5 protein-coding genes are annotated in these 6,127 nt (G+C 71.0%); 1 reads left to right on the top strand and 4 read right to left on the bottom strand.

All coding sequences use genetic code 11. The features are described 5' to 3' along the window. Positions 1-740, top strand: a 740-nt coding sequence (locus ZRA01_RS16065; RefSeq protein ID WP_246093700.1) for an ATP-binding protein, incomplete at its 5' end; no start/stop codon positions are given. 18 nt (positions 741-758) lie between these two features. Here the strand turns inward: ZRA01_RS16065 and ZRA01_RS16060 are convergent. From ZRA01_RS16060 to ZRA01_RS16045, 4 genes are all read right to left on the bottom strand, one after another. Further along, the gene (locus ZRA01_RS16060; protein WP_141354052.1) at positions 759-2,237 is read right to left on the bottom strand and encodes a protein adenylyltransferase SelO; all 1,479 of its coding nucleotides are present in this window, start codon (positions 2,235-2,237) and stop codon (positions 759-761) included. 125 nt (positions 2,238-2,362) lie between these two features. Next, complete coding sequence (locus tag ZRA01_RS16055) at positions 2,363-4,123, bottom strand: sensor histidine kinase (RefSeq protein ID WP_141354050.1); 1,761 nt, start codon at positions 4,121-4,123, stop codon at positions 2,363-2,365. Continuing rightward, the gene (locus ZRA01_RS16050) at positions 4,120-4,587 is read right to left on the bottom strand and encodes a hydrogenase maturation protease (protein ID WP_141354048.1); all 468 of its coding nucleotides are present in this window, start codon (positions 4,585-4,587) and stop codon (positions 4,120-4,122) included. Before ZRA01_RS16050 ends, ZRA01_RS16055 begins: the two co-directional genes overlap by 4 nt. Continuing rightward, positions 4,577-6,112 (bottom strand): nickel-dependent hydrogenase large subunit, encoded by a 1,536-nt coding sequence (locus ZRA01_RS16045; RefSeq protein ID WP_141354046.1) that lies wholly within the window; start codon positions 6,110-6,112, stop codon positions 4,577-4,579. The genes ZRA01_RS16050 and ZRA01_RS16045 overlap by 11 nt, the downstream gene beginning before the upstream one ends. Between the last annotated feature and the right edge of the window lie 15 nt (positions 6,113-6,127).

Below are 6,127 nucleotides of genomic sequence, written 5' to 3'. Positions count from 1 at the left end.
GGGCCAGCCGGGCCAAGAGCACCTTCCTGGCCAACATGAGCCATGAGCTGCGCACGCCGATGAGTGCCATCATCGGCATGACCGACCTGGCCCTGCGCAAGGCCACCGACCCTAAAGTGCAGGATTACCTGGGCAAGGTCGCCGCGGCCTCCAGGCAGCTGCTGGGGCTCATCGACGACATCCTCGACATCTCCCGGATCGAGGCCGAGCGCCTCAGCCTCGAGGAGGGCGACCTCCGGATTGGTGAGGTGCTGGACCGCCTGGCCGGCCTGATCGGCCCCAGGGCGGCGGCCAAAGGCCTCGCGCTGAACATCGAGCTGCCGCCGGAGGTGGCCCGCCTGGCCCTGCGGGGCGACGCCAAGCGCCTGGGGCAGATCCTGTTCAACCTGGCGGGAAACGCGGTCAAGTTCACCGAGCAGGGCAGCATCGTCGTGCGGGTGAGGCTGGCCGAGGTGCTCCCGCACGACGTCGTGCTGCGCTTCGAGGTCGAGGACACCGGCGTCGGCATCTCTGCCGAAGACCAGCGGCGCTTGTTCAGCGCCTTTGAACAGGCGGATGCCTCGATGAGCCGCAAGCACGGCGGTACCGGCCTGGGCCTGGTGATCTGCATGCGGCTCGCCGCGATGATGGGCGGCACGGCGGGGGTGAGCAGCCAGCCCGGGCAGGGCAGCACCTTTTGGTTCAGCGTGCGCCTGCCCAGGCGGAGTGAGACCTCTGCGTTGCCGGCCGGCGTGGTCTGAACCGGGCGGCGGGCCGGCTCAGCTGGAGCAGCTCACCGCGAGCCCGGCGGCCCAGTCCGGCGGCGGGGCGGCGAAGCGCTCGTGCTCGGGCTGCAGCCTGAAGGGCTCCGACAAGCAGGCCCGCACCGCCTCCACCTCGCTGAAATCACCTGCCTGGGCGGCCCGGATGGCGGATTCGGCGATCCAGTTGCGCAGCACGTAGCGGGGGTTCACCGCGTCCATCGCGGCCTGCCGCTCGGCATCCGGCCGGGCCTCGGCAGCGAGGCGGGCACGCCACAGGGTGAGCCAGGCGTCGGCGGCCTCGCGGTCGATGAAGAGGTCGCGCAGCGGGGCGTCGGCGGCCGGGCTGTCGCCCGCGCTGGCCGACAGCTGGCCCAGGTTGCGGAAGAACAGCGTGAAGTCGGGGTGGTGGCGCTGGAGCAGCGCGAAGGTGTCGCCGATGAAATCCTCGTCGCCGGGCAGACGGCGGGCGAGGCCGAGCTTGGACCCGATCTGCGCGATGAAATTGTCCTCGAAGGCCGGCACGTAGCTCTCCTCGATGGCCGCCTGCACCGCGTCGGGCTCGCCGATCAGCGAGGCCAGCGCCTGGCCCAGGGCGTAGAGGTTCCAGTGGCCGATCTGGGGCTGGGCGCGGTAGCTGTAGCGGCCGCGCTCGTCGGAGTGGTTGCAGATGTGGCCGGCGTCAAAGGCGTCCATGAAGCCGAAGGGGCCGTAATCGAGGGTGAGGCCGAGGATCGACATGTTGTCGGTGTTCATCACCCCGTGCATGAAGCCCACCGCCTGCCAGCGGGCGATGAGCTCGCCGGTGCGCCGGCCCACGTCGCGCAGCAGGGCGTCGTAGGGGTTGGCGGCCTCGCGGCAGGCGGGGCGGAAGCGGTCGATCACGTAGTCGGCCAACTGGCGCAGCTCGGCGGCCTTGTTGCGGGCGGCCCAGTGCTCGAAGGAGCCGAAGCGGACGAAGCTGGGGGCCAGCCGGGTGACGACGGCGGCGGTCTCGACGGTCTCGCGGCGCACCGGGGCGTTGGAGCCGACCACGCACAGGGCGCGGGTGGTGGGCACGCCGAGGGCCGCCATCGCCTCGGAGCACAAGAACTCGCGGATCGACGAGCGCAGCACCGCGCGGCCGTCGGCGAAGCGCGAGTAGGGCGTCTGGCCGGCGCCCTTCAGCTGGATCTCCCAGCCCGAGCCGGCGGCGGCGATCTCGCCGAGCAGGTGGGCGCGCCCGTCGCCGAGCTGGCCGGCCCACACGCCGAACTGGTGGCCCGAATACACCGCGGCCAGCGGTTCGCTGCCGGGCATCAGCAGGTTGCCGGCGAAGACCTGGGGAAACTCCGGCCGGGCCAGCTCGGTGGCGTCGAGCCCGATCAGCGCAGCCGCAGCCGGGCTGGCGGCGACCAGGTAGGGCTCGGGCAGCGGCTCGGGCTCCAGGCGGGTGTAGAAGGCGGGCGGCAGGCGCGCAAAGGCATTGTCGAAGGCTAGGGTCTCGAGGGTCGGCATGGTGGCGGGCGGATCGGGAGGGGGCGGATGGCGGATGCCAAATCCGACTAAAACACTATGGTAATGGTTCCCGGGCCGTGCTTGAAAGACGGCGTGCGCGCGTGGTGCGCCGGCCCGCCCGCGCCTCAGCCGACTGCCGGCGTGTCCCGCGGAATGCGCAGCTCGAACTCGGCGCCGCCGTTGGGGTGGTTGCGGGCGGTGATGGTGCCATGGTGGCCAATGACGATCTCCTGGGTGATGGCGAGGCCCAGGCCGGTGCCGCCGGCGCCGGTCTTGGTGGCGCTGCTCTGCACGAACTTGTCGAAGATGCGCTTCTCCTCGCCGGGCGGGATGCCGACCCCCTCGTCGCGGATGTCGATGGCGAGGGCTTCGTGGGTGCCGAGCATCACGTCGCGGTAGCTCAGGGTGATGGTGCCGCCCGGCGGCGAGAACTTGATGGCGTTGGAGAGCAGGTTCTGCACGACGTGCAGGAACTGGGTCGTGTCGATGGCGGCGACGGTGCTGGCGCTGCGGCGTTCGATGGCGATCTTGAGGCGGCGGCTCTCGATGAGCGCGGCGAGGTCGCCCTGCACCCGCTCGACGACCACCGCCACGTCGGAGCGGCGGAGCTCGAACTGGACCCGCCCGGCTTCGAGCTTGGACAGGGACAGCAGGTCATTCACCAGCCCCGACAGGCGGTTGCCGCTCTGGTGGATGCGTTCGAAGTAGCCGAGGATCTTGTCTTCCGGCACCTTGCCGAGGCGGCTGAGCCCGAGGCTGGCGTAGGACAGGATGCCGTGGAGCGGCGTGCGGAACTCGTGGGACATGTTGGTGAGGAACTCGCTCTTGAGCCGGTTGGCCCGCTCGGCGCTTTCCTTGGCCTGGACGAGGTCGGCCGTCTGGGCCGCGACCAGTTCGGAGAGGTGGTCGCGGTGGCTGCGGAGCTCTGCGTCGATGGCCTTGCGGGCCGAGATGTCCTTGCTGGTACCCCGATAGCCGAGGAAGGCCCCGTCAGGGCCGAAATGGGGCTTGCCGGAGATGCTGAACCAGGAGTTGCCGATCACCTGCGCGTCGATGCGGTATTCGAAGTCGCGGAACTCCTCCCGCCGGGCGATGAGGTCGTGGTAGGCGTCCCATTTGGCGCGGTTGGCCAGGTCTTCCGCCGCGGCGAAGTCTTCGCGAAACTTGCCCCGGACGATGTCGATCAGGGGCCGGCCTTTCCGGTCGGGCCCGGCGTAGGCCACGAAGCGCATCTCGGCGTCGGTCTCCCAGTACCAGTCGGACGACACCGACGAGAAATCGCGGAAGCGCTGCTCGTTGTCCTTGAGGGCCTGCTCCCGGGCGCGCAGGGCGGTGATGTCGGAGCCGACGATCACTGCGCCCTCGAGCTTGCCGCTGGGGCCGTAGAGGGGGGTGGCACGGAGCATGAAGTGCAGGCTTCCCGCCTCCGGTTGCCGGCTGGCGATGTGGGTTTCGATCTCGAGGCCGTCCCGCTGCAGGATGGTCCGGAACAGCACGGTGCCGGCCGCGAAGCTGGGCGATGCGGCCTGCAGCGGGGCGAGGGTTTCGGGCATCAGCAGGCTGTCGGGGGAGCGGCCGACCAGCGCTGCCGGGGCGATCCCGAGGCTGCGCTGGAAGGCGGCGTTGGCACGGCTGATGTTGCCGAAGCGGTCCACCACCAGCAGCAGGCTGTCCATGGTCTCCATCACGTTACTGATGAAGGCGCCGAGGCGGGTCTGTTCGGTGTTGCGCTCTTCGAACTGGCGCGACTTGGCGGTGACCTCGGCGACCATCGCGTCCATCATCTTGGTGACTGCACCGATCTGCTGCTCGAGGCTGGCCTTGGCCTGGCGGAGGGCGTCGACCTCGGCCTGCAGGCGCTCGAGCTCGTTGCTGGGCTGGGTCATTGCCAGGCTTTCCGGATGTGTTCGGCGGCCTCGCCCACGCGGGCCGCGACGCTGGCCGACAGGCCAGGCGAGAAGGGCGCCACGCGGGCGGCCTCGACGCCGATCAGGCGGATCTGCGGCAGGCGGTCGAGGGCGGCCGGCAGCAGTTGCAGCAGGGCCCCCAGGCCGGCGCCGTGGAAGCCGGCGGGGGCTTCGGCGCGGGCCGCGTCGGCGGCGAAGTCGGCAGGATCGAGCGCGTGCAGCGAACCCGCGGGGCCGAATCCGCGCAGGGCGTCGACCACGATCGCCTGCCCGCAGCCCTCGAAGCAGTTGATTGCGGCGAGCCCGGCGATGTCAGCCCGCAGCAGGCGCACATGGGCAGGCAGGGGCGCGGCGGCCAGGCAGATGTGCACGGCCGGTCCGAAGCCGTCGTCGCCGTGCAGTTCGTTGCCGAAGCAGATCACGTGGATGCGCTCATACCCCATAGCGGCGGCGTTCTCCGCGCTGGACGAAGTGCACCGTGCACACCAGGCAGGGGTCGTGGGAGCGCACGATGTGGCCGATCTCGACCGGGTCGGCGGGGTCGGCCAGCTCGAGGCCGATCACGCTCTGCTCCCAGTGGCCGTGGCGGCCGGCGCTGTCGCGGGGCGAGGCGTTCCAGGAGGTCGGGGTGACGATCTGGTAGCGGCTGATGCGCCCGTCGGTGACCTGCAGCCAGTGGCCGAGGGTGCCGCGGGCGGCCTGCACGAAGCCGTAGCCTTCGCCGTGCTCGAAGGCGTCGGCGGGGGGCGGCAGGAAATGCGGCGTGCCGAGCTGGCGGCCGAGCTCGGCCAGGTGGGCCTTCATGAAATGCAAGGTCAGGCCGGTGCGGCGCAGGCGGGCGAACTGGCGCAGCCAGGCGTTGGGGCCTTCGCGGGCCTGGAGGCTGCGGATGAGTTCGTCGCCGCCGGTGAGCAGGTCGGCCAGCGGGCCGGTCTCGACCACCTGGTCGCCGTAGCGCGGCGCCTTGGCCCAGGTGTAGCGGTCGGTGTCGGGCTGGTAGTCGGGCACCGTCTCGCCCTGGAAGGGGTGCCGCCCGCCCGGGTAGGGGCGGTACCAGGAGTGGCGCACGTGCTCGTTGATGTGCTCCGGCGCGAAGGGGTCGAGGCGGCCGCCATCGGCGTGGTAGATGCCGCCGGCGAGCAGGGTGGGCGCGTCGGTGTAGGGCGGCTGCCAGCGCAGGGGGTCGTGCCAGCTGCCGGCGCTGAGGAAGTGGCGGGCGCCGGCGCCGATGTGCTGCAGCCCGATGGCCCGGGCGAAGCGGGTGAGCAGGCCGACGGCGCTGGCCGCATGGGGGGCCGCATCCAGCCAGTCGAAGAAGGCGTCGCTGCCGTCGAGGGCCAGCCAGTTGTCGAGGCTGTCGCCGATGATGTCGCGCTCGTAGATCTCGATGACCTGGTCGACGATGTCCTGGCAGTCGATGAGGTCGCGGGCGGTGGCGCCGCGGGTGATGCCGCCGGGCAGCATGTAGGACGAATGGGGCCACTGGCCGCCGAAGATCGCCACCAGCTCGACCACCTTGCGGCTGGCGCTGAGGGCGCTGCGCACCACGCTGCCCTTGAGCGGCGCGAAGGCCGCCTCGATGTCGGCGAACAGGGGCTGGCCGGCGTAGCGGGGGTGCACGAAATCCGGCGTGAAGAACAGGAAGCTCTGGCGCAGGTCGCTCTGCACGTTCTCGGCCATCAGGCACAGGTTGCGCACCAGCGTGGCGTGGGGCGTGACGGGCAGCCCGGCGAGGCGCTCGAGGGCCAGCGCGGCGGTGTACAGGTGGGCGGTGCCGCAGATGCCGCACACCCGCGGGGTGATCACCAGGCCGTCCTTGGGGGCGCGGCCGATCAGGAGCTGCTCGAAGCCGCGGAACAGGGTGCCGACGCAGCGGGCGTCCACGACCCGGTTACCGTCGAGGTCCACCTGGAACTCCAGGTCGCCTTCGACGCGGTTGAGGTCGATGTCGAGGGTGGTACGTGCCATGGTCGTGGGTTCGGC

Origin of the sequence: Zoogloea ramigera (assembly GCF_006539865.1) — a bacterium.
GTDB classification, from domain to species: Bacteria; Pseudomonadota; Gammaproteobacteria; order Burkholderiales; family Rhodocyclaceae; genus Zoogloea; species Zoogloea ramigera.
Note: the sequence above shows the minus strand (reverse complement) of the source record. Positions and strands in the feature narration are given on the sequence as shown.